This window comes from Nocardioides korecus, assembly GCF_054778395.1.
Genome location: NZ_BAAGZO010000003.1, coordinates 435,498 through 460,053, shown reverse-complemented (window position 1 = coordinate 460,053; position 24,556 = coordinate 435,498). Strand labels below are relative to the sequence as shown.

Annotated in this window: 20 protein-coding genes; 9 read left to right on the top strand and 11 right to left on the bottom strand. The window is 74.2% G+C overall.

The genetic code is table 11. The features are described from left to right. Window positions 1-8 precede the first annotated feature (8 nt). A complete protein-coding gene (locus tag ACYVDA_RS08335; protein WP_460817091.1) occupies window positions 9-974 on the bottom strand; it encodes a DUF4192 domain-containing protein in 966 nt (321 codons plus the stop codon). 291 nt (window positions 975-1,265) lie between these two features. On the opposite strand from ACYVDA_RS08335, the gene ACYVDA_RS08330 reads away from it, so the two are divergent. Together ACYVDA_RS08330 and ACYVDA_RS08325 are read left to right on the top strand one after the other, a co-directional pair. Next, on the top strand, window positions 1,266-2,585 hold the full coding sequence (locus tag ACYVDA_RS08330) for a DNA polymerase IV (protein WP_460817089.1): 1,320 nt from the start codon (window positions 1,266-1,268) through the stop codon (window positions 2,583-2,585). A 342-nt stretch (window positions 2,586-2,927) separates the two neighbouring features. Continuing rightward, a complete protein-coding gene (locus ACYVDA_RS08325) occupies window positions 2,928-3,875 on the top strand; it encodes a sigma-70 family RNA polymerase sigma factor (protein ID WP_460817086.1) in 948 nt (315 codons plus the stop codon). A gap of 132 nt (window positions 3,876-4,007) precedes the next feature. On the opposite strand, the gene coaE is transcribed toward ACYVDA_RS08325, so the two are convergent. The 3 genes from coaE to ACYVDA_RS08310 form a co-directional block, all read right to left on the bottom strand. Next, the gene (gene coaE, locus ACYVDA_RS08320) at window positions 4,008-4,622 is read right to left on the bottom strand and encodes a dephospho-CoA kinase (RefSeq protein ID WP_460817083.1); all 615 of its coding nucleotides are present in this window, start codon (window positions 4,620-4,622) and stop codon (window positions 4,008-4,010) included. 90 nt (window positions 4,623-4,712) lie between these two features. Beyond that, window positions 4,713-5,021: a DUF3072 domain-containing protein gene (locus ACYVDA_RS08315; protein WP_460817079.1), complete on the bottom strand. Its 309-nt coding sequence runs from the start codon at window positions 5,019-5,021 to the stop codon at window positions 4,713-4,715. 67 nt (window positions 5,022-5,088) lie between these two features. After that, on the bottom strand, window positions 5,089-5,469 hold the full coding sequence (locus tag ACYVDA_RS08310) for a PLD nuclease N-terminal domain-containing protein (RefSeq protein WP_460817076.1): 381 nt from the start codon (window positions 5,467-5,469) through the stop codon (window positions 5,089-5,091). A 69-nt stretch (window positions 5,470-5,538) separates the two neighbouring features. Between ACYVDA_RS08310 and ACYVDA_RS08305 the strand changes: the two genes are divergently transcribed. Both ACYVDA_RS08305 and ACYVDA_RS08300 read left to right on the top strand, forming a co-directional pair. Next, window positions 5,539-6,837 carry a class I adenylate-forming enzyme family protein gene (locus tag ACYVDA_RS08305; protein WP_460817073.1) on the top strand — a complete coding sequence of 433 codons (1,299 nt, stop codon included), beginning with the start codon at window positions 5,539-5,541 and terminating at the stop codon, window positions 6,835-6,837. Next, window positions 6,837-7,409, top strand: a complete 573-nt coding sequence (locus tag ACYVDA_RS08300) for a mismatch-specific DNA-glycosylase (RefSeq protein WP_460817071.1) — start codon at window positions 6,837-6,839, stop codon at window positions 7,407-7,409. Before ACYVDA_RS08305 ends, ACYVDA_RS08300 begins: the two co-directional genes overlap by 1 nt. Window positions 7,410-7,523: 114 nt before the next feature. On the opposite strand, the gene rpsA is transcribed toward ACYVDA_RS08300, so the two are convergent. After that, a complete protein-coding gene (rpsA, locus tag ACYVDA_RS08295; RefSeq protein WP_460817069.1) occupies window positions 7,524-8,996 on the bottom strand; it encodes a 30S ribosomal protein S1 in 1,473 nt (490 codons plus the stop codon). Between the two features lie 196 nt (window positions 8,997-9,192). Then, window positions 9,193-10,128, bottom strand: coding sequence for a phosphotransferase (locus tag ACYVDA_RS08290; RefSeq protein ID WP_460817066.1), 936 nt, complete (start codon window positions 10,126-10,128; stop codon window positions 9,193-9,195). Between the two features lie 44 nt (window positions 10,129-10,172). On the opposite strand from ACYVDA_RS08290, the gene ACYVDA_RS08285 reads away from it, so the two are divergent. Further along, on the top strand, window positions 10,173-10,982 hold the full coding sequence (locus ACYVDA_RS08285; protein WP_460817064.1) for a class I SAM-dependent methyltransferase: 810 nt from the start codon (window positions 10,173-10,175) through the stop codon (window positions 10,980-10,982). Between the two features lie 54 nt (window positions 10,983-11,036). Here ACYVDA_RS08285 and ACYVDA_RS08280 read toward each other — a convergent pair whose 3' ends face one another. Further along, window positions 11,037-11,915 carry a PorA family protein gene (locus ACYVDA_RS08280; RefSeq protein WP_460817062.1) on the bottom strand — a complete coding sequence of 293 codons (879 nt, stop codon included), beginning with the start codon at window positions 11,913-11,915 and terminating at the stop codon, window positions 11,037-11,039. A 156-nt stretch (window positions 11,916-12,071) separates the two neighbouring features. Between ACYVDA_RS08280 and ACYVDA_RS08275 the strand changes: the two genes are divergently transcribed. Both ACYVDA_RS08275 and ACYVDA_RS08270 read left to right on the top strand, forming a co-directional pair. Next, on the top strand, window positions 12,072-13,907 hold the full coding sequence (locus ACYVDA_RS08275; protein WP_460817060.1) for a hypothetical protein: 1,836 nt from the start codon (window positions 12,072-12,074) through the stop codon (window positions 13,905-13,907). Then, entirely contained in the window at window positions 13,904-15,130 is a 1,227-nt protein-coding gene (locus tag ACYVDA_RS08270; protein WP_460817058.1) for an acyltransferase family protein, read from the top strand. The genes ACYVDA_RS08275 and ACYVDA_RS08270 overlap by 4 nt, the downstream gene beginning before the upstream one ends. Here ACYVDA_RS08270 and ACYVDA_RS08265 read toward each other — a convergent pair. Next, window positions 15,016-19,149, bottom strand: a complete 4,134-nt coding sequence (locus tag ACYVDA_RS08265) for an alpha-(1->3)-arabinofuranosyltransferase domain-containing protein (RefSeq protein WP_460817055.1) — start codon at window positions 19,147-19,149, stop codon at window positions 15,016-15,018. The genes ACYVDA_RS08270 and ACYVDA_RS08265 overlap by 115 nt on opposite strands. Next, window positions 19,146-19,898: a class I SAM-dependent methyltransferase gene (locus ACYVDA_RS08260; RefSeq protein WP_460817053.1), complete on the bottom strand. Its 753-nt coding sequence runs from the start codon at window positions 19,896-19,898 to the stop codon at window positions 19,146-19,148. The genes ACYVDA_RS08265 and ACYVDA_RS08260 overlap by 4 nt, the downstream gene beginning before the upstream one ends. A 38-nt stretch (window positions 19,899-19,936) precedes the next feature. On the opposite strand from ACYVDA_RS08260, the gene ACYVDA_RS08255 reads away from it, so the two are divergent. Further along, a complete protein-coding gene (locus tag ACYVDA_RS08255) occupies window positions 19,937-21,106 on the top strand; it encodes a glycosyltransferase family 4 protein (protein ID WP_460817052.1) in 1,170 nt (389 codons plus the stop codon). A gap of 102 nt (window positions 21,107-21,208) precedes the next feature. Here the strand turns inward: ACYVDA_RS08255 and ACYVDA_RS08250 are convergent, their stop codons facing one another. Further along, complete coding sequence (locus tag ACYVDA_RS08250) at window positions 21,209-21,373, bottom strand: hypothetical protein (protein ID WP_460817050.1); 165 nt, start codon at window positions 21,371-21,373, stop codon at window positions 21,209-21,211. A gap of 21 nt (window positions 21,374-21,394) precedes the next feature. Beyond that, complete coding sequence (locus ACYVDA_RS08245) at window positions 21,395-23,182, bottom strand: hypothetical protein (RefSeq protein ID WP_460817048.1); 1,788 nt, start codon at window positions 23,180-23,182, stop codon at window positions 21,395-21,397. A gap of 87 nt (window positions 23,183-23,269) precedes the next feature. On the opposite strand from ACYVDA_RS08245, the gene ACYVDA_RS08240 reads away from it, so the two are divergent. Then, window positions 23,270-24,532: a lipopolysaccharide biosynthesis protein gene (locus ACYVDA_RS08240; RefSeq protein WP_460817046.1), complete on the top strand. Its 1,263-nt coding sequence runs from the start codon at window positions 23,270-23,272 to the stop codon at window positions 24,530-24,532. Window positions 24,533-24,556 lie beyond the last annotated feature (24 nt).

Here is a 24,556-nt window from a genome sequence, read left to right as displayed (position 1 = left end):
TCCCGCGGTCAGCAGCGCTCGGGGGCGAACACGGGCAGCACCTCCTCCGGCACCGGCACCAAGACGTCGGGCGGCACCGCGGAGCCCAGCAGCTCGGCGACGCGGTGGGCCATGGAGTAGTCCGGGTCGACCTCCAGGCAGCGGTCGACCGCGCACCACGCCAGGGCACCGTCGCCGCGCTGCCAGGCGGCGAAGGCCAGCAGCGCGCAGGCACCCGGGAGCAGGTCGCGCGGGGCCCGGCGGACCAGGTCGCGCCAGAGGTCGACGTGGGCGCAGGACCCCGCCCGGTCGATCTCGGCCCAGGCGACGTCGCGCGTGGGGACCAGCGAGGCCAGGACCAGGAGGCGACCCGCGTCGGCGGGCCCCGCCTCGTCGCGGCACGCCGCCCAGGTGCGCAACCGTCGCTGCAACCACCGCGCCTCGGTGCACAGGAACAGGTCCACGGCCGCGGTGCCGTCGCGCCGGTCGGGTTGTCGGGCGGCCTGGGTGAGGTGGTCGGCGAACCGGGTGGCCGCCAGCGCGACGGACGTGGCGTCCGAGTCGTCGGTGCCGACCAGGGTGTCGGCCAGCTCGGCCCGGTCGCGGTGGACCCGGTGGCCGGCGTACACGTGCCGGGCCGTGAACGGGTGGCTCTCCAGGTCGTACGCCGTCCCGGGACCGTCCTCGCCGACCGACCACCAGCGGTCCTCCCCCACCCGGAGGACGTCGACCACCCCCACGCCCCGGTCGAGCAGGCAGGTGAGCAGCACCTCGGCCTGGGACAGCGCCACCTGCTCGTCGTCGGTGTAGATCAGCACGGCCACCGTCGGGACGTCGTGGCCGACGACGGGCGCGACCAGGGTCTCGGCGACCACGACGTGCTCCTCGCGCGTGGCGGGCAGGTCGATGCGGGCGTGGAAGGACCGGCCCGAGGGACCGAAGGTGAGCAGCACGACCGAGTCGCCCGGGTGGAAGCCGAGGACGACCGGCACCATCGCCACGAGGTCGGTGCCGCTCCGCGCGACCCAGGGAGACCCGTCCCCCGTCGGGCAGGGCGACGGCGCCGGGCTGGGGGACGGGCCCGTGGCTGACGGGACGGGTGCGGGGTCGAGAGGGTTCGCTGGCTCCATGGGCGCCACGCTGCCCGCGACCGGCCGCGGCCGCGACGGGTCGAACGCACGCCTGTGGACGACCGGGCCGGGCGAGGCCCCTGTGGACTCCCCCGCCGCCCGGACGCGGGCCGCGGCCGGGGGCGACCCGTCGGACGAGCGTGGCACCATCCCTGGGTGCGCACCGAGCCGACGATCCTCCACCTGGATCTGGACGCCTTCTACGCCTCGGTGGAGCAGCGCGACAAGCCCTCGCTCCAGGGCCGGCCCGTCGTCGTCGGCGGCACCGGGGGACGGGGCGTCGTGGCCACCGCCTCCTACGAGGCCCGGGCCTTCGGCGTCCACTCGGCGATGTCCACGGCCGAGGCGCGGCGGCGGTGCCCCAACGCCGCGTTCCTCTCCGGTCGCTTCCACGCCTACCGCGAGGCCAGCCGGACCGTGATGGCCATCCTGCGCGCCACGAGCCCGCTGGTGGAGCCGCTCTCGCTGGACGAGGCCTTCGTCGACCTCCAGGCCGCCGACCTGCCCGACCACTCCGTGGCGACGGTGAGCGCCCTGGCCCGCGACCTCAAGGCCCAGGTGCTGGAGGCCACCGGCGGCATCCGCGCCTCGGTGGGCATCGGGACCTCCAAGCTGGTGGCCAAGATCGCCAGCGACCTCGACAAGCCCGACGGCCTGGTCATCGTACCTCCGGGGCTGGAGCGCGAGGTGCTGCGACCGATGCAGGTCACGGTCATCCCGGGGGTGGGGCCCGCGACCGCAGAGCGGCTCCGCCGGGCGGGTGTCCAGACCGTGGAGGAGCTCGAACGGCTCTCCGTCGAGGAGCTGGTGAGCCTGCTGGGCCGTGCCCACGGCACCGGCCTGCACGCCCTGGCCCGGGCCGAGGACGACCGCGTCGTGGAGGCCTCCCGCGAGGCGAAGTCGATCAGCGTCGAGGACACCTACGACACCGACCACGTCGACCCCCGTCTCCTCGTGGCGCTGCTCGACCGCCAGTCGGCCAAGGTGACCGAGCGGCTGCACAAGGCCCAGACCTCGGGTCGCACGGTCTCGATCAAGGTACGCCTGCACGACTTCTCCACGCTGAGCCGCTCCGCGACCCTGCCCGAGCCCTCCGACGACGGGCGCCAGATCGCGCGCGTCGCCCGCGCCCTGCTGGGCGAGCTCGACACCTCCGGCGGCGTGCGGCTGCTCGGGGTCGGGGTGTCCGGCCTGGCCAACTGGATCCAGGAGGACCTCTTCGCCGACGAGGAGGACCCCGTCGAGGAGCTGCTGGACCCCGAGACCGACGCCGCCCTGGAGCTGGCCTCGCGACGCCGGGGCTGGGTCCCCGGGATGGACGTCGTCCACGGCACCCACGGCCGGGGCTGGGTCTGGGGGTCGGGCCGCGGCGTCGTCACCGTGCGCTTCGAGACCGCCACCAGCGGTCCGGGGCGCGTGCTGAGCTTCGCCACCGACGACCCGGAGCTGACCCCGCTGGCGCCCCCCGAAGAGTGAGGCCGGGGCCCGACCGCCGCGCCGCACGAGGGGTGGCGGAAGGCCGCCACAAAATCTTCAACAAGGTGTGGAACACCTGCATCAAACCGTGACCTCGGGGCACAAGGGAGGAGCCGACGAACGGAGTCACTCCCACCGCGGCGACCAGTGCTGAGAAGTCTCTGAGAAGTGGTCCCGGGTGCAACTTCGCCCGGATCGCAGGCGTCAGAACTGGTGAGGACGCACGCAGCGCACTCACCACCGCACGGTCGCTCGAGGGGAATCCCCCGGCTCGGCCCCGCGTTGGACTAGAACAGGATCCGGCCAGCGAGCCGGTCCTCCCGAAGAAAGGGAGCGAGTGCCATGACCACCACCCGCATCGAGCGTGAGATCGAGGGCCGCGACAGCGTCGGCCTCTACCTCGACGAGATCGCCCGCACTCCGCTGCTCGACGCCGCGACCGAGGTCGAGCTGTCCAAGACCATCGAGGCCGGCCTGTTCGCCGCGAAGCTCCTCGAGGAGGGTCGCGTCGGGCGCCGCAAGGGTGGCGCACCGCGCCGCGCGACCGAGGACGAGCTGGTCTGGCTCATGGAGGAGGGCGAGCGGGCGATGCAGCACTTCATCAACGCCAACCTTCGCCTCGTCGTCTCCATCGCCCGCAAGTACGGCCGCTCGCAGATGCCGATGCTCGACCTGATCCAGGAGGGCAACACCGGCCTGATCCGGGCCGTGGAGAAGTTCGACTACTCCAAGGGCTACAAGTTCTCGACCTACGCCACCTGGTGGGTGCGCCAGGCGATCACCCGCGGCATCGCCCAGCAGGCCCGCGTCGTGCGGCTCCCCGTCCACGTCGTGGAGGAGCTCAACCAGGTCGGCTCGGCCCGCCGCACCCTGGAGCGCCAGCTGGGCCGCGAGCCCGACCCGTCGGAGATCGCCGCCGAGCTCGACATGGACCTCGACCGCGTCATCGACCTGATGTCGTGGGGACGTGACCACGTCAGCCTCGACACCCCGGTCGACGAGGACGGCGACACCTCGCTGGGCGACCTGATCGCCCAGGAGAGCGCCCCCGGACCGGACCTGACCGTGCTCGACACCGAGTCGCGCGACCGCCTCAACACGCTGGTCGAGCTGCTCGACCCGCGCTCGGCCGACATCGTCCGCTCGCGCTACGGCCTCACCGACGGTCGCCAGCACAAGCTCGCCGACATCGGCAACCGGCACGGCATCTCCGCCGAGCGGGTGCGCCAGCTGGAGCGGGAGGCGATCGCGAAGCTGCGTCGCCTGGCCGACCCCGACCTGGCGGCCTGACCCACCCCACGAACCCTCGACGGGGCCGGGCCGGTCTGGGCGCTCGACCCTTCGGCCCCGGTCGGGACCACGTGCAGCACCACGGCGACCTCCGCACCTCGTGCGGGGGTCGTCGTGCGTCGCACGCCCGGTCTAGGAGTCGGCGGAGCGGTGCCGCTCGGTGATCTCGGCCAGGACGTCGTGGACGCGCGCGGCGAGCTCCTCGCGCGTGCCGGTGTTGCCCACCACGTGCGTGGCCACCGCGAGCCGGTCCTCGCGGGAGGCCTGCGCGGCGATCCGGGACCGGGCGTCCTCGGTGGTCCACCCGCGGTCCTGGGTCATCCGCTGCACCTGGAGGTCCTCCGGGGCGTCGACGACGACGACCGCGTCGAAGTCGTCGGTCCCGCCGGGGCCGCGCTCGGCCAGGAGCGGGATGTCGTGGACGACCACGGCGTCCGCCGGCGCTGACTGCTCCAGCTCGATCATCCGCTCGAACACCAGCGGGTGCACGATCGCCTCGAGCCGCTTGCGGGCGTCGGTGTCGGCGAAGACCAGGCGCCCCAGGGCGGCCCGGTCGAGCTCGCCGTCGGCTCCCACGAGGTCGTCGCCGAAGGCGTCGCGGACGGCGTCGAAGCCGGGCGTGCCGGCGGCCACGACCTCGCGGGCCAGGGCGTCGGCGTCGATCAGCACGGCTCCCTGCTCCACGAGCAGGGCGGCGACCGTGCTCTTGCCGGAGGCGACCCCTCCGGTCAGTCCCACGCGGATCATCGGCGCTCCTGGGTCGTCGGGCGCCGGGACCGTCCGGTCCACGGCGCCCGACAACCTACCGCGCGCCGTGGGCGGCGCGGCGGTCCGAGGTCAGCGCTGGGCCTGGTCGCCCTGCTGGCCCTGGCCGGCGCCGTCGACCTTCTGCTGGAGGCGGTCGATGTGCTCCGAGGCCTGGGCCTTGTTGAGGTCGGCGGGGATCTCCTCGCCCGCCTGGCGGGCCAGGTTGTCGAGGTAGCTGCGCTGGGGGCCGGTCATCGGCTCGTCGCCGGTGACCCAGTGCTCGGGGTCGCGCACGGCACCGGGCTCGGGGGTGGGGGCACCCAGCGTCTCACCCTGCTGCGGGGCCTGCTCCTGGTCGGTCGAGGTGGTGGGGACGTTCTCGTCGGTTCCTTCGCTCATGTGTTCGAACGTACCCCGATCGGGCAAGCCCCACACCCGTGCGGACGAGGGCGTGGGCCCGGTCGACTCAGTCGGCGTCCGGGCGCTCGGCCCGTCGCCGCTGCTCCTCGCGGTAGCGCGCCCGCTGCTCCTCGGCCCGCTCGCGGACGCCGCGCAGGAACGCCTCGTCGGCCGCGGGGTCGGCGGCCGCGGCGCGCCCCGGGCGGTCGTACTCCGGGAACTGCGGGACGGCGCGCTCGTACGGCGAGCGACGGTCGCCGGCCACGTCGGGCCGGCCGGCCACGAGCCACGCGATCGACCCGGCCAGGGGGAAGAACAAGATGATGAGCAACCACCAGACCTTGGGCAGGTGCCGGATGCGCCCCTCGTCGGCGCCGATCGCGTCCACGAGGCAGTAGACCCACAGCGCCAGGGACACCAACCCGAAGAACAGCTCGAACCTGATCACGGGCAGCAGTCTCACCCACCGCGCCCGTGCTGTCCTGGAGAACGGGCACGATGCTGGCAGGATCGCGGCGTGGACCTGATCCCCGGCACGCGCGTGGCGCTGCTCGTCCCCGGCTCCCCGGCGTACGCCGACCTGGTGGTCGCCCTGCTGCGCCACGGCGTCTTCCCGGTCCCGATGGACCTCAAGCTGACCGCCAGCGAGCGGGCCGACCTGCTCGGGACCCTGGAGCCGGTCGCGGTGCTCACCACCCAGGCGGAGGTCGAGACGCTGCTCGCGCAGGTCCCAGCGGTCGACTGCCCTCCCCTGGGCCGGCCGATCCACCTGACCAGCGGCACCACCGGACGACCCAAGGGGGTCTTCTCGGGCGTGCTAAGGCCCGAGGACGCCGCGGCGCTCGTGGCCGAGGAGCGCGACCTGTGGGGCTTCGACCCGGACGACGTCAACCTCGTGCTCAGCCCGATGCACCACTCGGCCCCGCTGCGGTTCGCCACCGGCACCCGCCTGGCGGGGGGACGCGTGGTCGTCCCGGGCCCCTTCGACCCCGCCACCGCGACCCGCGCCATCGAGGCGGAGCGGCCGACCACGATGTTCTGCGTGCCCGCCCACCTCCAGCGGCTGATGGCGCACTGGGACGAGCACGGCGTGCCGGACCTCTCCTGCTTCCGGCTGGTCGCCCACGCCGGCGCCCCGTGCCCGGAGTGGGTCAAGCGGCGGCTGGTCGAGCTGTTCCCGCCGGGGTCGACCTGGGAGTTCTACGGCTCCACCGAGGGCCAGTTCACCGCCTGCCGCAGCGAGGAGTGGCTGGCGCGCCCCGGCACCCTCGGGCGCGCCCGGCCGGGCCGGTCGATGAGCGTGGACGACGACGGCCGGCTGTGGTGCGCCGTCCCGCCGCACGCGCGGTTCACCTACCTCGACGACCCCGGGAAGACCGCCCAGGCGTGGCGCGAGACGCCGGACGGGGCGGCGTTCAGCGTGGGCGACCTCGGTCGGCTCGACGACGACGGACACGTCTTCCTCGACGGCCGCCGCGAGGACCTGATCATCACCGGCGGGGTGAACGTCTACCCGGCCGAGGTCGAGCGGGTGCTCGCCGAGGTCGACGGGGTGCGCGACATCGCGGTCTTCGGCGTCGAGGACCCCGACTGGGGCATGCGGGTGTGCGCGGCCGTCGTCGGCGACGCCGCCCTGGACGACGTGCGCCGCCACGCCCGCGAGCACCTCGCCGGGCCCAAGCGGCCGAAGTCCTGGCACCGGCTGGCCGAGCTGCCCCGGACGCCGACCGGCAAGGTGCGTCGCCTGGACCTGCCGGCCCTGGTCGCGCAGGAGCCGGCCCCCGAGAGCCCCGACGACCCCGGCGGCCGGGCCTGATGGGGTTCACCCGCGCCGAGCTCGAGGGGTTCCGCGACGCGCTGGTCCCCGACCTGCTCCCCCCGCCCGACCGGCCGCTGCGCCTGCTCTTCGTCGGCATCAACCCCGGGCTGTGGACCGCGGCGGTGCAGACCCACTTCGCGCACCCGGGCAACCGGTTCTACCCCGCCCTGCTGCAGGCGGGGGTGCTGGAGGAGCCGGTCGACCCCTCGCGCGGGATGACCGACGCCGACCGGGAGCGGTTCACCGCGCGCGGGCTCGGCATCACCAACCTCGCTCCCCGGGCGACCGCGAGGGCCACGGAGCTGACCGCGGCGGAGCTGCGGGCCGGGGGCGAGCGGCTCCGCGCCCTGGTGCTCGCGCGGACCCCGCGGGTGGTCGCGGTCGCCGGCGTCACGGCGTACCGCCAGGCCTTCGGGGAGCGGCACGCGGTGACCGGTCGCCAGCCGGAGCCGTTCGCCGGCGCCGAGCTGTGGGTGGTGCCCAACCCCAGCGGGCTCAACGCCCACGAGACCACCGCCAGCCTCGCCACGGCGTACGCCGCCCCGGCCCGCGCGGCCGGCCTGCTCTGAGCACCGCTCCGGGGAGACCCCCCGGACGCGCCGGAGCCCGGCCCCCGCGAGGAGGACCGGGCTCCGGTCGGTGCTGCGCTGGTCAGGGACGCGAGCGTCCGCTGACCGTCCGGATCAGCTGGCGCCGCCGGTGAGCTTCTCGCGCAGGGCCTGCAGGGCCTCGTCGGAGGCCAGCGAGCCGCCGTCGGACTCGCCCGACTCAGCAACGTCGTCGCCGCCGCTGGAGTAGGACGTGGCCTGACCGGCCTCGGCCTCGGCCTGCTTGGCCTCGGCCTGCTGCTTGACGTGCGCCTCCCAGCGGGCGTGCGCCTTGGCGTACTGGTCCTCCCAGACCTTGCGCTGCTCGTCGAAGCCCTCGAGCCACTCGCCCGAGTCGACGTCGAAGCCCTCGGGGTAGATGTAGTTGCCCTGGTCGTCGTACGTCGCGGACATGCCGTAGAGCGTCGGGTCGAAGTCCTCGCCCTCGACGGCCGCAGCGGTCTCGTTGGCCTGCTTCAGCGACAGCGAGATCCGGCGACGCTCGAGGTCGATGTCGATGATCTTGACCATGACGTCGTCGTTGACCTGGACGACCTGCTCGGGGATCTCCACGTGGCGCTCGGCCAGCTCGGAGATGTGCACCAGGCCCTCGATGCCCTCCTCGACGCGGACGAACGAGCCGAAGGGCACCAGCTTGGTGACCTTGCCCGGCACGATCTGGCCGATCTGGTGGGTGCGGGCGAAGTGCTGCCACGGGTCCTCCTGGGTCGCCTTCAGCGACAGGGAGACGCGCTCGCGGTCCATGTCCACGTCGAGGACCTCGACGGTGACCTCGTCACCGACGGTGACGACCTCGGACGGGTGGTCGATGTGCTTCCAGGACAGCTCCGAGACGTGGACCAGGCCGTCGACGCCACCGAGGTCCACGAAGGCACCGAAGTTGACGATCGAGGACACGACACCCTTGCGGATCTGGCCCTTCTGGAGCTGGGTGAGGAAGCCGTGGCGGACCTCGGACTGGGTCTGCTCGAGCCAGGCACGGCGCGACAGGACCACGTTGTTGCGGTTCTTGTCGAGCTCGATGATCTTGGCCTCGAGGGTCTGGCCGACGTACGGCTGCAGGTCGCGCACGCGGCGCATCTCCACCAGCGAGGCGGGCAGGAAGCCGCGCAGGCCGATGTCGAGGATCAGGCCGCCCTTGACGACCTCGATGACGGTGCCCTCGACGACGCCGTCCTCCTCCTTGACCTGCTCGATGGTGCCCCAGGCGCGCTCGTACTGGGCGCGCTTCTTGGACAGGATCAGGCGGCCTTCCTTGTCCTCCTTCTGGAGGACGAGGGCCTCGACCTTGTCGCCGACCTCGACGACCTCGTTGGGGTCGACGTCGTGCTTGATCGAGAGCTCGCGCGAGGGGATGACGCCCTCGGTCTTGTAGCCGATGTCGAGCAGGACCTCGTCGCGGTCGACCTTGACGATGGTGCCTTCGACGATGTCGCCGTCGTTGAAGTACTTGATCGTCGCGTCGATGGCGGCGAGGAAGTCCTCCTCCGACCCGATGTCGTTGATCGCGACCTGCGGGGCGGCGGAGAGAGTGGGGGTGATGGTCATAGGAGGAGAGGAACCTTCGGGTGGACTAGGAGTGGTGCGAGAACGCGCAGGAGACCGTTTCACTCCTCACGAGCGTGAGATCGTCCCCGGGGACCGGGGTGGAGGGCGAGCATGGGACTGCTAGGTCTGAGCCACAGGCAGACTCCTGGCGCACCGCCCAGTCTATCCGCCGCCTGACCACACCGTCCAACCGGCGTCAGCGGTGGGATCCCGGCTGGTCCCCCGCCGTCCGCGCGAGCAGCTCCCGGGCCTGGTCGACGCCCGGCCCCGGCTCGGTCCTGGCGGCCAGCTCGACCAGCGACCAGAGGTCGGCCGCCCTGGCGAGGGCGAGCAGCTCGGCGTGGCCGTCCGGCCCTCCCCGGCCCCGGCCCGGGCGCGGTGCCAGGTCGGCGTACGCCGTCAGCACGGCGCGGGTCCAGGCCTCGTCGTCCTCCCGCCCGCGCAGCAGGTGCCCCAGGTCGGTCCAGGCGGACCCCACGTGGGCGAACTCCCAGTCCAGCAGGGCGCTCACCTCCAGCGTGCCGGGGTCCACGAGCACGTTGGCAGGCCCCAGGTCGCCGTGCACCAGGCAGCGGCGACGCGTGGTCGCGAGCAGGTCCTCGGCGTACGCCGCCCGCACGCGCAGCGCCTGCGTCACGCCCTCCCCCAGCACCTCCTCCAGGCGCTCCGCGTGGTGCTCGACCCAGGCCTCCAGGTCGCGCAGCTCCGACGGCAGCGGCGCGGGCACCAGGCCGGGCTCGAGGAACAATCCCGGCGCCGGGTGGACCACGTGCCCCAGCCGTGCGGCCACCGCACCCAGCTGCCGACCCACCCGCTCCGAGCCCGCGTCGTCGAGGTCGTCGACCAGGTCCGCCAGCCGCACCCCCTCGACGCGCTCGCACACGAGCAGGCCGGGCAGGTCCGCCGACGGGTCGCCGGGACGGACCTCCAGCACGCGGGGCACCGGCACCAGCTCGGCCACGAGCTCGAGCACCGCCGCGTCGACCTCCGGCGCGCGCGGCCCCCGGGCCAGGGACCGGCCCCCGTAGATGCGCAGCACCACCTCGACCCCGTCGGGGCCGGGCGAGAGGAAGGTCTCGCCGCTGGCCCCGCCCTCGAGCGGGCGCAGGCCCCATCCCCCGTCGTCGCTCACGGCCCCGAGCCTGCCACGGTCCGGCGGGGGTCTAGCCTCGAGGCGTGTCTGGAGTGCGGCCCGAGCGGCGACCCGTGGACGAGGCCGAGTCCCTGAGGGCCAACGCGGCCGACTGGGACGCCTACGCCGACGAGTACCAGTCGACCCACGGCGAGTTCCTCGGCGACGCCGGCTTCCTCTGGGGGCCCGAGGGCGTCCGCGAGGACGACGTCGCCGCCCTCGGTGACGTCGCCGGTCGCCGGGTCCTGGAGATCGGCTGCGGGGCCGGCCAGTGCTCGCGCTGGGTCCGGGAGCGCGGAGGGGACGCGATCGGGATCGACGTCTCGCTGCGCCAGCTCCAGCACAGCCGCCGCATCGACGAGGAGCACGGCGTCGTGGTCCCCACCGTCCTGGCCACGGCGGCCGACCTGCCGTTCGCCGACCGCAGCTTCGACGTCGTCTTCTCCGCCTTCGGGGCCCTGCAGTTCGTCGCCGACGCCACCGCCCTGGTCGGTGACGTCGCCCGGGTGCTGCGCCCGGGAGGAGTCTTCGCCTTCTCGGTCACCCACCCGACGCGGTGGATGTTCCAGGACGACCCCGGCGAGGAGGGGCTGGTGGCGTCGCAGTCCTACTGGGACCGCACGCCGTACGTCGAGGTCGACGACGAGACCGGTGAGACCAGGTACGTCGAGCACCACCGCACCCTCGGCGACTGGGTGGCCGCCCTGGCGGGGCACGGGTTCTCGCTGACCGACCTGCACGAGCCCGAGTGGCCGGCCGACCACGACCGCACCTGGGGCGGCTGGAGTCGCACCCGCGGGATGCTCACCCCCGGGTCGGCGATCTTCGTGTCCCGGCTGGGCGCACCGCGCTGACGCACCCACCGGAGGCGCCGGGCCGACCCGCAGGCCGACCCGACCCCGTCTCGCTCAGTCGCGCCGGCGGCGCAGCACCAGCAGGACCACCGCGGCGGCGAGGCAGACCAGACCGCCCACGATGCCCACCAGGGGCACGGTGCGCGTCACCAGGTCGAGCTGCTTGATGTTGTCCTGGGTGTCCTTGACGTTGGCCGCGACCTGCTGGTCGGTGAAGTCGAGCTTGAGGTCGAGCACCTTCTGACCGCTGTCCAGCGCACGCTGCTGGCTGTCCTTCTGGTCGATGATCGTCCCGGTGCGGGGGTCGACGTAGATCTGCTTGCTGTCGTCGTAGGTGCCCTTGATGCCCTCGGCGATGTCGATCGGGGCCTGGGAGACGCTCACGTCGTAGACGTAGGTCTCCAGGCCGCGGACGGTGGCGGTGCGCTTGAAGGTGGCGTCGACGGCCTTGCCGGCGGTGCCGTCCCAGTAGGCGTAGGTGCGCTTCTGGGCGTCGAAGGGCCACTTGTTGACCACGCCCTGGTGCGGGGTGGCGTCGGAGGGCAGGTACTTGCTGGAGTTGACCGACAGGGCGGTCTTCCGGTCGGTGGCGAAGACGTCGGTCGAGGCCGAGATCAGGCGCGGGTCCTTGCCGTCGACGCACGCCGGCGGGTTGCCGGTGTCGATGACCAGGCAGGTGGAGTTGGTGAAGGCCACGACCGAGCCGTCGGAGACCTTCGAGTCGGCCTTGGTGATGCTGGTGGCCTTGACCGCGTTGCTCTCGAGCTGGCCGCTCGCGGTGTTCAGCTTCTGGGCCTGGCCGCTGAGCCGGGTCGTGGAGTTCACGTCGAGTGGGGTCTTCTTCACGGTGCCGGGCGCCCACAGAGCCGCCACCAGACCCGCCACCAACAAGAACCCACCGAGTCCGAACAGCACCGGAACAAACTTGCGCATTACCCACCCTTCCCTGGTGTGTGATCGCCGAAGGTTAGCCCACGTCGTCCCGATAGATGAGACGGGGCTCACGGAGATCGGTCACATTCCGAGCACGGCCCGTTGCGCCGGGTCGCCCGCCCCGCCTGTGGCACAATCGCCAGCCGAGGAGGCACGGTGCGACAGCTCGTGGCGCGGCTGGGTCGTCGCCTGGACGTGCTCGGCACGTCCCCGTCCACCCCCGGCCTCGTCCTGGGCGCTGCGACCCTCCTGGTGCTGGCCCAGCTGGCCCTGCGTGCGTGGGCGCTCTACCCGAGCTGGTTCTACCTCGACGACTACCTCCTGCTCCTGCGCGCCCAGCAGGGCGCGGGCCTCCACGTCCTGCTGGAGCCGCACAACGGCCACCTGATGCCCGCCGGGCGGCTCCTCGCCTGGCTGGTGCTGTCGTCCGGCACGCTGAACTGGTCGCTGGTGGCCACGACGACGCTCCTGCTCCAGGCGGTGGCCGACGTGGCCGCGGTGTGGATGCTGGTCACGCTGTTCGGTCGCCGGTGGGGCATCCTCGCCCCGCTCGTGCTCTACCTCTTCGGGACGCTCACGCTGCCCGCGCTGATGTGGTGGGCCGCCAGCCTGAACCAGCTGCCGATGCAGACCGCCTTCTTCGTCGCCGTCGGGTCCTGGACGCTCCACCTGCGCGAGGGCCGACGGCGGTGGTTGGCCGTGACGGTGCTGGCGGTCGGGTTCGGGCTGCTGTTCGACGTCAAGGCGCTCCTGGTGCTGCCGGTGCTGGTGTTCCTGCTGCTGGGCTACTTCGCCACCGGCGGACTCCGCTCGCGGGTCACCCAGGCCGTGCGCCGCTGCTGGCTCGCGGCGCTGGTGCTGGGGGGCGCGGCCGCGGCGTACGTCGGCTACTACGTGTCCGCGGTCGACGCCCCCTTCACCCCCGTCTCCACCTCCGCGGTGCTCGGCACGGCCTCCACCATGCTCGGCACCGGCTTCGTCACCGCGGCCGTGGGCGGCCCCTGGCGCTGGGCTCCCCCGATCGCGCCCAACGTCGGGGCCGCCCCGCCCGACGTCGCCGTCCACCTGTCGTGGGTCGTGGCCAGCCTGGTCGTCCTGCACGCCGTGCTGCGGCGCCGGCGCACCCTGCGGGCCTGGATGCTGCTGCTGGGCTACCTGCTGGCCCTGCTCGCCCTGCTCGTCACCAGCCGGGTCTCGGCGTACGGCGCGGCCCTGGGGCTGCAGTTCCGCTTCCTGACCGACGCTGCGTGCGTGCTCACCCTCGTGCTCGGGCTGGTCTTCCTGCCGCTCCTGGGAGCCCGGGAGTCGAGCGAGGAGCGGTCGGAGCCGTGGCTGCGCGGCCCGCTGCCGCGGCCGGCCGTCGTGGCCCTGGTCCTGGCGCTGGTCGTGTCCGGCGTCGTGAGCTCGGTGCGCTACGTGACCTGGTGGCACCGCGACAACACCAGTGCGCCGTACGCGCGCAACCTGGAGAGCGACCTGCGGGCCGACGGCCCCGTGGACCTGGCCGACCTCGCCGTGCCCGGAGGGGTCGTCGAGCCGCTCGCGGCACCGGCCAACCAGCTCGAGCGCTTCGTGACCCTGCTGCCCAACCAGGCCAGGTTCCCGCGGGCCACGGCCGGCCTGCACGTCGTCGACGACGCGGGGCGGGTGCGGCCGGCGGTGGTGGCCGCCAAGCTCACGTCGGCGCCGGGGCCGCAGCCGGGGTGCGGGTGGCGGGTGAGCGGCACCGGGCTCACGATCCCGCTGGACGGCCGGGCGGTGCCCTACCCGTGGTGGGTGCGGGTGGGCTACCTCTCCTCCTCGTCCTCCCCGGTCGTCGTGCGCGCGGGCGGCACCGTGGTCCAGACCGAGGTCCGGGCGGGCCTGCACAGCCTCTTCGTCCGGCTCGACGACACCTTCTCCAGCGTGCGTCTGGAGGGCCTCACCTCCGGGACGACGCTGTGCGTGGACACCGTGCAGGTGGGTGACGCCGTACCCTCGGACCCACGATGAGCGACCACGAGACGGCCGACCAGGAGCTGCTGCGCCACGAGTTCCCGGTGCTCGACACGCTGCGTGCGGTCGGCGCCCTGGCGGTGTTCACCACCCACGCCGCGTTCTGGGCCGGCGCCTACACCCGCGACGGCGTCGGGGGCACGCTGCTGGCCCGGTTGGACGTCGGCGTCGCCATCTTCTTCGTGCTGTCGGGGTTCCTGCTCGCGCGGCCCTTCCTGGCCCGGTCGATGCTCGGCCACCCGGCACCGCCCGTGCGCCGCTACCTCTACAAGCGGGCGCTGCGGATCCTGCCGCTCTACCTGGTCACCGCGGTGCTCGCCCTCGCCCTGATCACGAAGAACGACGGTCTTGGGCCGCGCGACTGGGCGGTCACCCTGGTCCTGGGCAACACCTTCGTCGACCCCACCCTGCCCAACGGCCTCACCCACATGTGGAGCCTGGCGGTGGAGGTCTCGTTCTACCTCGTGCTGCCCCTGCTGATGCTGGCCGCGGTGGGTCGCCAGAAGTTGCTCGACCCCCGCCGGGTGACCGCGGTCGTGGTCCTCCTGGCGGCGGCCTCCGCCTGGTGGATCCTCGCCGGCGTGCCGCGCGTGGGCGCGGCGACCCACGCCCAGCCGGGCCAGTGGCTGCCGGCCTACCTCGGGTGGTTCGGCATCGGCATCTTCCTGGCCCTGGTCGAGCTGCTCGCGCGCCGGGACCGCTGGACCCCCGTGACGTCCCGGGTGATCGCACTGGCCCACCAGCCCGGCGCCTGCTGGGCGATCGTGGCCGGTCTCCTCCTGGTCGCGGCGACGCCGATCGCCGGCCCCTCCATGCTCGCCGCCCCCACGGTGGGACAGGTGCTGACCAAGAACCTGCTGTACGCCGTCGTCGGCGCGCTGGTCGTGCTGACCGGCGTCTTCGCCGAGGCCGACGGTCGCTACCGCCGGCTGATGTCGCACCCGCCCGGACGGCACCTGGGCAACGTGTCCTTCGGGTTCTTCTGCCTGCACCTGCCGGTCCTCCACCTCGTGATGTGGGTGACCGGGTGGCAGCTCTTCGAGGGCCGCTTCGTCGCGATCTGGACGATCGGCCTCTTGGTCAGCCTCGCGGCCGCCGAGCTGGCCTACCGGCTGGTCGAGACCCCGGCGCTGCGTCTGCGCGACGCGCGCATGTCCGACCTGCGGCGACGCCCGCCCGCCGACACGATCGCGACGACCACCGGGACCAGCACCAGGTAGTGCGGCCAGGCGAGGTCGCCGGCCCACCCGCCGGGATCGGCCCAGGGGTGCAGCAGGTAGGCGCCCGAGGCCAGCACGGCCACCGCCGCGAAGACCCACGGCACCGCACCGGGGGCGCGCCGGTCGACGACGTGCGCCAGGCCGGCGGCGGCCACGGCCACCAGGCCCCCGGGCCACCCCGCGAGCAGGACGGCCGCGACCAGTGCGAGACCGACCGCGACCGGGGCCCCCACGGTGGCCGTCCCGACTGGAGCGGGTCCGTCGGCACCGCGTCGGCGCCACGGTCCGAGCACGAGCGCCACCAGCCCGAGGAGGCACACCAGGCCGAGACCGAGCCCGAGGCGGTAGGCGGTGTCGGGTGCGAAGCCGGCCCGGACGGGCTGGGTCGGCGAGCGCAGGAACCACCCCTGCTGCCAGCCGTCCAGGGTGACCGCGGTCAGGCGGCGCCCGCCCTGCTGCGCCTGCCACCCGGGGTTCTGGTTCTGCTCCAGGTCGACCACCCGGGCCGAGCCTCCCGCGGGGTCGACCACCCGGCGCACGGGGCTCTGAACGTCGGTCGGGGCGGGTCCGCCCGCCGACGACGCGACCGGCGCCGCCGGGTCGCGGAGCACCAGGGAGACCGCGTCGAAGGCGCTCGACCCCCGCAGGGAGACGTCGGTGCGTCCGGCGCCCAGGGCGATCGTCCCGGTGCCGCCGTCGTCGCAGACCGTCGCGGGGAGGTCCTGGCCGGAGAGGAGCTGCGCCGGCGAGGCGACGACCGTGGTCCGGTGCAGCACCCCGTCGACCGTGACGGCCGGGCCGGTCCCGCACCCCAGGTCTGCCTCGGTCGTGGACACGACCGAGGGCACGTAGGACAGCCCGTCCAGCCGGAGCTCGGTGACGCCCACGGGCAGCTGGCTCTGGCGGGCGGCGAAGTCGAGTCCGGTCGCGAACCTGGCCTCGTCGACCTGGATCGTCACCCGGGAGGCGCGGAACGCCGGGAAGCGCGCCCGTCCGCTCCGGTCGAGCGTCACCTCGCGCCGTCCCCCCGGCCAGACCAGGGTCACCGTGGAGGGGGCTCGCGCCGCCGTCTGGTCCGCGGTGGTGAGGGTGAGACCCCGGATCGTGCGGCGGCCGATCCAGTTCAGCTGCAGCGACGGCCGGAAGTCACCGGTGCGCGCGACCCACGTCGTGGTCGGGTCGCCGTCGATCGCGGCGATCGCCGACCCGCGCGGGTCCGCGGTCCCGACCGAGGAGGCGGCGACGTTGACCGGCTGGTCGCGCTGGACCAGGTCCTCCAGCGCCTGGCCCGCGCGGGGACGCACCCGCACGCTCGGGGTGAGGGCCCGCGCGCGCGTGAGCTCGAAGCGGCGGTCGAACCCGGCCTCCTCCTCGCCCGTGCGGTCCCGGTCGGGGGCGCACCGGACGTCGCCGTCCACGACGGCACAGCCCCGGCGGGCGTCCAGGTCGGCCCGGAGCACGATCGCCGCGGGGTCCCCCCACGACGCGGGCGGCGTGGGCAGCACCAGTCGGCGTACGACGGAGCGACCCGGCCAGGTCACCTCGGCCAGGGACAGCGAGGACCGGGACGCCGACGGCGACTCGACCCGGATCCAGGAGGTGGACCCGGCCGGGAGGTCGAGCTCGACCCGCTCCCCGGCGTCCACGGCGCGCTCCGCGCCGACCCCACGGGCGGTCCGGACCCGCAGCACCTGGTTGTCCTGGGAGTCCGGGCCGGCGACCACGCTCACCCGGCGCACGTCGGTGGCCCGGTCGAGGTCGACCCGCCACCACGCCTGGCCCTGCTGGCCGGGCGAGGTCGACCAGGCGGTCGCCGACGACCCGTCGAGGGCGGCGAAGGGCAGGTCGCCCCGACGCGACCCGCCGGGCGCGCCGGCGTCCGAGGCCGACGAGGAGGCGGACACCGACCGCGCTCCCTCCAGCACGGCCCGCGTCGCCCACGCGTCCTGCCCGGGATCGACGTAGTCGCGCCGCGGGCTGGCGGAGCGCAGCCGGTCCCCCGGCGTCACCACCGGGGAGTAGCCGTCGTGGATGCGGGCGAAGGAGCGCTCGCGCTCGCGCAGCCCGTCGGTGAGCACGAACCCGCCCGGTGCTGCCGGCAGTCCCGAGCCGCGTGCGACGTCGGACGCCAGCACCGTCGGGTCGGCGCCGATCAGCCCGAGGTCGGCGAGGTCGGGCAGGTCCTCGGGGCCGCCGGCCACGACGGTGGGCACGCCCCCGGTCCGGGCGTCGCTGGTGCCCGGCACGCGGAACACCTCGATGGCCGGGTAGCGGGTCTGCCACCCGTCGTTGACCACGCTGCGGAGGCCGCCCCGCGTGAAGGAGGCGCTCCCCCCGACGACCGGGCCGAACGACGCCACCCGGGTCAGGCCGGGTGAGTCGGCGATGGCCTGGTGCACCAGCACCGGGTCGGGCACGTCGCTGCCCGGCTGCAGGTCGTTGCGCACGACCAGGTAGCCGACCCCGCTCCGTCGCAGGAAGGCGGTCGTCCCGGCCGAGCCCCGTCCCTGGGCGAAGCGGTCCTCGATCGCGTCGAGCGCGCGGATGTTGCCGGTGGGCGCGAGGGGGATGGCGTTGCGCACCGACCAGGCCGCGGTGGTGAGGAACTGGAGCGGCTCGTCGCGCGGCGTACCCCACAGGTAGCTGCCGAAGGACGTGCCCGGCGCCAGCAGCGCGCTGCCGGCGTGGTGGTGGTCCTCCAGCCACCGCGCCGCCTGGGTCCAGTACGCCGGGACGCTGGCGACCCGGCCGGACGTCTCGAGGCGACCCGCGAACGCCGGCACGGCCGACCCGGCGACACCGAGCAGGACCAGCCCGACCAGCACGGCCCCGTTCACGCGGTCCAGCCGGGCCTGGAGCCCCGCGCTGCGGCCGGCGGGGGCGCGCCGCGCGGCCAGGACGCGGTCCAGGGCGAAGGCCAGCCCGAGCACGAGGGGCAGCCGCACCACCGGGTCGAACTTGTGCACGTTGCGCAGCGGGGCCAGCACGCCGTCCAGGAGACCGTGCAGCGGGCCGGCGAGGACGCCCTGGACCTCCCCGAGGTGGCCGGCCGTCACCATCAGCAGGCCCACCGCGAGCCCGAGGGCGAGGAAGAGCCGGTGCGGGTTGCGCCGGTCGACCAGGCCGGCCAGGCCCGCCATCAGGACCAGGCCGCTGTCCAGGGCCAGCACGCCGGTGATGAGCAGGTCGTTGCCGGCCCGGGAGTCGGCCGAGACGTAGGGGACCCAGTTCGAGGTGCCGCGCAGGGCGTCGAAGAGGGTGGTCGGGAAGGTGGTGACGGTGGTGGTCTCGATGAAGTCCAGGAACGGCGGGCTGTAGGCGCCCATCACGAACAGCGGCACCAGCCACCACAGGGTGCCCAGGAGGGTGAACAGCGGCCACCACACCATCAGCGCCGTACGCCGCCGCCCGCGACGCCGCGTCAGCAGCCACACCACCCCCAGGGGCAGCACGGCGAACGTCGCGGCCGCGTTGACCCCGCCCACCATCGCGACCGCCAGGGCCGAGAGCGCAGCCGCGCGTCGGGGCGACCCCGACGTGGAGCCGAGCACGAGCGGCAGCAGGACCCAGGGGGCCAGGGCGCTCGGCCAGGCCTCGATGGAGATCGGTCCCAGCACCGTCAGCATCCGCGGCGACAGGGCGTAGGCCAGGCCCGCCACCACCACGGTCACGTCGGAGCGGGCGCCCAGGGCCCGGCTGACCCGTGCCGCTCCCAGGAAGGCCACGCACAGCACCAGCGCCTGCCAGAGCCGCTGCACCACCCAGCCGGGCACGTCGAGGGCGTGGAAGAAGGTGAAGAACGGGCCCATCGGCCACAGGTAGCCGTAGGCCTGGTTCTGCAGCTGCCCGAAGGCACCGCGGTCGTCCCACAGGTGCAGCGCGCGCTGCAGGAACTCCCCGGGCGAGACGGCGAGGTCGAACTTGGTGTCACCGACGAGGTAGCCGGGGTCCTGGACGAACGCGAGCCCGACCAGGAGCACCACGACCGCGACCAACCGGACCCGGGTGCGGCCGCTCACCTCGTGCGCAGGACGATGACGAGGTTCCACGTCACCACCTCGCGCACCACCGGCACGTGCAGGAGCCAGCGGGACCACCAGGGGTTGTAGCGCGGCGAGAGCTCCACGACGTCGGCCCGGTCCTGGGTCCGGGCCCAGCGCAGCCCCTGGCCCACGGTGACGGCGAACAGCGACTCCCCGAAGCGGTTCTTCGGCTCGTGCCCGTGCGTGCGGCGGTAGCGCCTGCGTGCGCGGCGACCCCCCAGGTAGTGCCACGGCGCGGTCTCGTGCCCGCCCCACGGCCCGAACCAGACGGTGTAGCTGATGAACACCGTGCCGCCGGGTCGGGTCACCCGGACCATCTCCTCGGCCATCCGCCACGGGTCGGGCACGTGCTCGAGGACGTTGGAGGAGTAGCAGACGTCGAGGCAGTCGTCGGCGAAGGGCAGCTGCATCCCGCTGCCGATCACCGTGCGGGGAGCGATCTCCCCCAGGCCGGCGAGCTCGCCCACGTCGCTGTCCAGGGCGAGGTACGTCGCACCGGCCGACTCGAAGGCCGTGCGGAAGTAGCCGGGCCCGCCGCCGACGTCGAGCATCGTGGCCCCGGCCAGGTCGACGTGGTGGGCGAGCTGCGCGGCCGAGTCCTCGGCGAGCGCGGAGTAGAACCGGTCCGGGTCGGGCTGCTCGTACCGGAACTCCCGCAGCAGCCGGATCGAGCGCCGCAGCGTCGCGCGCCAGCGCGGGTTCGACGCCGGAGGTGGGAGTGGCACGCGGAGGACCATATCCTGAGACGTACACTTGGTCCGAAATGAGCAGAGCGATCGACCTCACCGGCCGGCACGTCGTCTTCCTGAGCTGGCGTGACACCCACAACCCCGAGGGGGGCGGGGCCGAGCGCTACCTGGAGAAGATGGCCGCGGGCCTGGTCGCCCGCGGCGCCTCCGTGACGATCTTCTGCGCCGCCCACCCGGGCGCCGCGCCCGACGAGGTCGTCGACGGCGTGCGGTTCGTGCGCCGCGGCTCCAAGCTGAGCGTCTACCCCGCCGGCATGCGGGCCCTGCGGCGCGGCGACCTGGGCCGGCCCGACCTCGTGGTCGACGTGCAGAACGGGCTCCCCTTCTTCTCCCGCCTGGTCACCTCCGCGCCCGTCGTGGTCCTGGTGCACCACGTCCACCGCGAGCAGTGGCCGGTCGTCTACCCCGGCCTCGTCGGCCGGGTCGGCTGGTGGATCGAGCACGTGCTGGCGCCCCGGCTCTACCGCAGGTCGCAGTACGTCGCGGTCTCCCGCGCGACCCGCGACGAGCTCCGCGAGCTCGGCGTCCGCGGGCCCCGCGTGGCCGTGGTCCACAACGGGACCGACCTGGCCCTGGGGCTGGGCACCGGCCGGTCGGCCGCTCCCACGGTCGCCACCGTCGGCCGCCTCGTGCCCCACAAGCAGGTCGAGCACGCGATCGACGCCGTGGTCGCGCTCCGCGAGGAGGTCCCGGGCCTCACCCTGCACGTCGTGGGCAGTGGCTGGTGGGAGGGCCGGCTGCACGAGTACGCCGCCGAGCACGGCGCGCTGGACAGCGTCGTCTTCGAGGGCCACGTCGAGGAGGACCGCAAGCACCGCGTCTACGAGCAGGCCTGGGTGCAGGCGCTCCCCTCGCTCAAGGAGGGCTGGGGTCTGGTGGTCGGCGAGGCCGGCATGCACGCGACCCCGACCGTGGCCTACCGCAGCGCCGGCGGGACCCGCGAGTCGATCGCGGACGGGCGCTCGGGGCTGCTGGTCGAGACCGGCACGGAGTTCACCGAGGCGCTGCGCCGCGTCCTCACCGACGAGGCCCTGCGGACCCGCCTGGGGGACGGGGCCCGCGAGATGAGCCACGCCTACACGTGGGACCACGCGCAGAGCTCCTTCGCCGTGGTCGTCTCCGAGGTGCTCGCGGGGCGTCGGGTCGACAGCCAGGACCCCGAGCCCGAGGTGTCCGCCCGCTAGTCCGTCGTGGGCGCTGCCCGGGGACGACGAAGGCGCCCGCCCGGTGGTGCCGGGTCGGACGCCTGTCCTAGGACCCCGTCGCGACGGGGTGGTGGGGTCGGGTCAGCCGTTGCTGCCGTAGTCGATGCTCACCGGCTGCGAGATGTTGCCGGGCGAGTTGGTCGGCGCACTGGTCTGCGAGCTGACGAGCCCGACGACCGACACGACGGCGACGGCGCCGCCCGCGAGGATGCTGCCGATGGTCGCGAGAATGGTGGTGGTTCCCACAGTCGTTGTCCCTCCCTGGAATCAGCCGCGATCGTACCAGCAGGTGGACACCTCCCCCGCCGCACCCGGCGCGCCCCGCCGGCGCCGTCGTGCGCGTGCCGGGACCACCACCAGCCCCGCGAGCAGCCCGAGCACCGGCCCGGCGGCGTACGCCGTCCAGGCGACCGCCACCGCCGCCGTGCGCCAGGCCGGCGGACGCTCCACCCGGACGCCGCGCAGCGCCTGCAGCCGCAGCCCGGACGAGCGCAGCAGCACGGTCCCCGCCACCCGCGGCGCCGGGCCGGCACCGACCTCGGTGAGCACGAACCCGACGCCCTCCGCGGCCAGGGCGGCCGACCGGGCGGCCGGCCCGGACCGGCGCAGGTCGTCGGCGACCCGACGCACCCGGGGGTCCTCCCCCGCCACCCGGCGGCCCGAGACGAGCAGGTCGTCGCCGGCCACGACGTCACCGCCGACGAGGCGTCCGGTGGGGTCCAGGACCTTGCGACCGCCGTTCCAGCCCGGCGCGCGGTAGCTGCTCAGCGGCAGCAGGAGCACGTCGCCCTCGCGGCCCTGCGACCGCGCGCGGTCCAGCACCGTCCGTGCCGCGACGAGGTCGCGGGGGTAGGCGACCGGCTCCAGGCGGCCGGCCCAGCCCAGCGCGACGTCGGGCATGGTCGCGACCGGCAGCAGCAGCAGCGCCACGGCGGCCGCGGGACGGGCCGGCGCGGCCAGCCGCTCGACCACCCGTGCCGCCCCGTGCCCCGCGACCACGGCCAGCAGCGGCGCGCACAGGGCCAGCACCCGCGCGCCGTCGCGCAGCAGACCGGCCCCGGGGACGTGGGCGCCCAGCCACCCCGACGCCGCGGGCCAGGCCCACGTCAGCACGGCCAGGCTCCAGCCGACCACCCAGCACACGGCGTACGCCGGCACCTCGCGCGCGCCGGGACCCGCCGCGTCCCGGCGCCACCGGCTCCACCCCAGCGCGACCAGCACGAGCAGCAGCACCAACCAGGTCCAACCGAGCACGCCCCCCCGCGACCCGGGGACCACCTCGCTGTTCCAGATCCCGCCCAGGCTCAGCGCGGCCAGCGGCGCCGGCACCGACCCCTCGCCGGCCAGCGCGAAGACCCGCGCGCCCAGCGGGTCGGTCAGCGCGGTGCCGCCGTGCAGGGCGCCGGTGACCACCCACGGCGCGTTCGCGAGGGCCAGGAGGCCGGCGAGCAGGAGCAGCCGCCGCGGGCTGCGGGCGACCGCGAAGACGACCAGGACCACCGCGCTGACCACCCCGGCGCTCGCGCTGAGGCTGGCCGCCGGCAGCACCACCCACAGGGCCACCGGCACCCGACCGGTCGTGCGCCACGACCGGGCCAGCAGCACCAGCCACGGCAGGGCGGCGTACCCGAGGAGGACGGGCCAGTGCCCGATCAGCAGCCGCTCGGCCACGAACGGGCTCCACACGTAGACCCCGGAGGCCACCAGCTGCGCCGTCACCGAGCGCCGGTCGGTCAGACGTGCGGCCCCGGCCCCCGCCAGCACCAGGGGGACCAGCAGGACCAGCTTCTCGAGCAGCATCCCCGGCACGACCTCGTCGAGCACCGCGACGACCGCGTCCGACGGGACCGCGCGCGGCAGCCCGGTCCCGAGACCGAAGACGTCGGAGTGGAGGGTCAGGTCGGGCACCCAGACCATGTCGTAGCTCAGGACGTAGCCCCGACCCAGCGCCGGCCCCAGCAGGAGCAGGGCCAGGCCCAGGGACCACACCCAGGGCGCCCAGGGCAGGACACGGCGCCACGTCGTCGGCTGGGACGTCGGACCCGGTGTGCTCACCCCGCAGAGCATCCCCTACCGGATCGACACGACGATCCGGGCACCGTCGCGGCACCCGGCGGGGTGGGTGGCCTTAGGCTCCTGGACGTGAGCTCTCCCCTGGCGCGCGTGCGCGACCTCCTGCGCGGCAGCGCCGGCATCGCGGTCGCCATGGGCGTCATGAACGTGACCACCTACGGCTACACGATCATCGCCGCCCGTCTCCTCGGCCCCCGCAGCTACGGCGCGTTCGCGGCCGTGATGGGGCTGCTGCTCGTGATCGGCGTGCTCCAGCTGGGCCTCCAGGCCACCGGCGCGCGACGGATCGCCGCCGACGAGCGCGACGTCGCCGAGATCGAGCGGGCCCTGGTCCGGGTCTCGCTGGGGTCCAGCCTGGTGCTGGCCGCCGCCTGCCTGGTGCTCTCCCCCGTGATCAACTCCCTGCTCCACCTCGGCAGCCTCGGCACGGCCGTCCTCGTGGGGCTCACCGCCTTCCCGATGACGCTGATGGGGGGCCAGGCCGGCATCCTCCAGGGGGAACGACGCTGGACCGCCCTCTCGCTGCTCTACCTGGCCGCCGGGGTGCCCCGCATCCTCATCGGCGGTGCCCTCCTGCTGTGGCGGCCCACCGAGGCGATGGCCGTGACCGGGGTGCTGATCGCCTTCTTCGCCCCCGTGGCCGTCGGCTGGGTGGCCCTGCGCACCTCGCGCCGCCCGCACCGCGACCACCACAGCGGGCGCCACGACGCGCGCAGCATCCTGGGCGAGACGCTGCGCAACTCCCACGCGCTGCTGGCCTTCTTCGCGCTGTCCAACGCCGACGTCATCGTCGCGCGCGACGTGCTCTCCGGGCACCAGTCGGGTCTGTACGCCGGCGGGCTGATCCTGGTCAAGGCCGTGCTGTTCCTGCCGCAGTTCGTGGTGATCATCGCGTTCCCCTCGATGTCCACCCAGGCCAACCGCCGCGGGGCGCTGGTCAACAGCGTCGTCCTCGTGCTCGCCCTCGGCGCGTTCTGCACGGCGGGTGCGTGGATCCTCAGCTCGATCGCGGTCACGTTCGTCGGCGGGCCGGCGTACGCCGCGATCCAGGGCCGGCTGTGGCTGTTCGCGGTGCTGGGCACCGTCTTGTCGATCATCCAGCTGCTGGTCTACAGCGTGGTCGCCCGTCAGTCGCGCAAGTCGGTCTACATGATCTGGACCGCCCTGGTGGTGCTGGTGGTCGCCACCCGCGGCGCCGGCGACACGACCACGCTGCTGCTGACCGTGACCACCGTCGACCTGCTCCTGCTCGTCGTCCTGCTGCTCACCAGCCTGCGCAAGCTGAGCGCGACGGCGCCCGCCGAGGAGCTCGAGGGGCAACCGGCGGCCTGAGCCGCCCGACCGTGCGACCGTGCG

What these genes read in the sequence shown, in the direction of transcription:
- ACYVDA_RS08335 (WP_460817091.1), bottom strand. Translation starts at nt 974, where the DNA reads ATGGTGCCGGTCGTCCTCGGCTTCCACCCGGGCGACTCGGTCGTGCTG.
- ACYVDA_RS08325 (WP_460817086.1), top strand. Translation starts at nt 2,928, where the DNA reads ATGACCACCACCCGCATCGAGCGTGAGATCGAGGGCCGCGACAGCGTC.
- coaE (WP_460817083.1), bottom strand. Translation starts at nt 4,622, where the DNA reads ATGATCCGCGTGGGACTGACCGGAGGGGTCGCCTCCGGCAAGAGCACG.
- ACYVDA_RS08315 (WP_460817079.1), bottom strand. Translation starts at nt 5,021, where the DNA reads ATGAGCGAAGGAACCGACGAGAACGTCCCCACCACCTCGACCGACCAG.
- ACYVDA_RS08300 (WP_460817071.1), top strand. Translation starts at nt 6,837, where the DNA reads ATGGGGTTCACCCGCGCCGAGCTCGAGGGGTTCCGCGACGCGCTGGTC.
- rpsA (WP_460817069.1), bottom strand. Translation starts at nt 8,996, where the DNA reads ATGACCATCACCCCCACTCTCTCCGCCGCCCCGCAGGTCGCGATCAAC.
- ACYVDA_RS08280 (WP_460817062.1), bottom strand. Translation starts at nt 11,915, where the DNA reads ATGCGCAAGTTTGTTCCGGTGCTGTTCGGACTCGGTGGGTTCTTGTTG.
- ACYVDA_RS08270 (WP_460817058.1), top strand. Translation starts at nt 13,904, where the DNA reads ATGAGCGACCACGAGACGGCCGACCAGGAGCTGCTGCGCCACGAGTTC.
- ACYVDA_RS08255 (WP_460817052.1), top strand. Translation starts at nt 19,937, where the DNA reads ATGAGCAGAGCGATCGACCTCACCGGCCGGCACGTCGTCTTCCTGAGC.